General features: G+C 61.4%; 1 protein-coding gene. It reads left to right on the top strand.

Annotation, left to right across the window (positions count from 1 at the left end; genetic code table 11):
- Positions 1–11 precede the first annotated feature (11 nt).
- Positions 12–1,373 (top strand): NCS2 family permease, encoded by a 1,362-nt coding sequence (locus C0V97_RS17395; protein ID WP_127103714.1) that lies wholly within the window; start codon positions 12–14, stop codon positions 1,371–1,373.
- Positions 1,374–1,501: the final 128 nt, after the last annotated feature.

Below are 1,501 nucleotides of genomic sequence, written 5' to 3'. Positions count from 1 at the left end.
GCCGCCATCCCGTGCCCCCCTCTCCCCTCACTACCTGGCTGGATCGCCGCTTCCGGATTGCTCAACGAGGCTCGACAATCCAGCGTGAAATCCTGGCGGGACTCACGACCTTCGGTGCCATGGCCTATATCATGGCCGTCAATCCGGCGATCATGGCCAAGGCGGGCCTTCTTCCGCATGACATGATCATGACGACCATCGCAGCGGCCATCTGCGGCACCTTGCTGATGGCCCTTTTTGCCAACATGCCGATCGCTCTCGCGCCTGCCATGAGCAGCAACGCCATTTTCGCGCAGATCGTCGTACATCAGATGCATGTCGACGTACGCACGGCATTCACGATCGTCCTGTTCGGGGGGATCGCCTTCACCGCCCTTTCTGTGACACGTCTGCGCCATCGCATCATCCAGGCCTTTCCCGAACCGATCGTTCTGGGCATTCAGGTCGCGATCGGGATCTTCATCGCCCGCCTGGGCATGGTCACGGGCGGGCTGGCCGTAGGTGCGCCCGATGGATTTCATTTCGGGGCGCTGACCGATCCCTCGGTTCTGCTCACCCTGTTCGGGTTGTTCCTCGCCAGCGTCCTCCTCGTGTTACGCGTTCCGGCTGGAATGCTGATCGCCATTCTTGCGGTGACTCTCGCCAGCCTGTTTGTCCACAAGAACGGTCACACCGTGGCAAGCCTGCCCGAGCATTTCATGGATTGGCCGCATTATCCGACCCATCTTCTTTTCCCGTTCAATTTTGGTGATTTCTTCTCGCATCTCGATCTGCTTCTGCCGATCACCCTCTATTTCCTGATCAGCGATTTCTTCGACGCGACAGGCACAATGTACAGCGTGGCCAACCGTGCGAGACTGACCAAGCCGGATGGCACCCCCCTCCTCGGTCGAGCGGCCTTCGCGGCCGATGGCTCGGCCAGCATCATCGGTTCCGCGCTCGGGACCAGCACCGTCTCCGCCTATGTCGAGAGCCTGGTCGGGGTCGAGGCAGGTGGCCGCACGGGACTTACGGCGCTGACCGTCGCCCTGCTTTTCGCGGCGTCCTCCGTACTTTGGCCCCTGATCGTGATGATACCCGCCGAAGCTACGGCCCCTGTTCTCATCTTGGTAGGGCTCTCCATGCTCTCGGCGCTCGGACAGGCCGCCAACAGCTCTCAGGAGGCACTCCTGACGCCTGCTTTCATGCTTCTCATTGCCGTCCTGACCGGCAATTTCATGATCAGCCTCGCTCTTGGCCTGCTCTTCTATTCTCTGCTGCTGCTGGTCACCCGGCAGTTTGTCCGCCTCACGCCCATGGTCCTCGGACTGGACGCTGTCTTCATTTTCTATCTCGTGCTGACGAGCCACACCGGGATCGGACAAGGCGGCTAGGCGCAAGGCGCGGCCCTGGCATCACGGCCGTGCTCGTCATGTTGTGAAGGAGGGGGAACGTAACGCGGCCTCCCGAAGATCGTTGACACAGGCAAGCAGGGACGCCCCGCCAGGAGTCCCGCAGCAAT

This window comes from Asaia sp. W19 (assembly GCF_003994335.1).
Taxonomy (GTDB): Bacteria; Pseudomonadota; Alphaproteobacteria; order Acetobacterales; family Acetobacteraceae; genus Asaia.
Note: the sequence above shows the minus strand (reverse complement) of the source record. Positions and strands in the feature narration are given on the sequence as shown.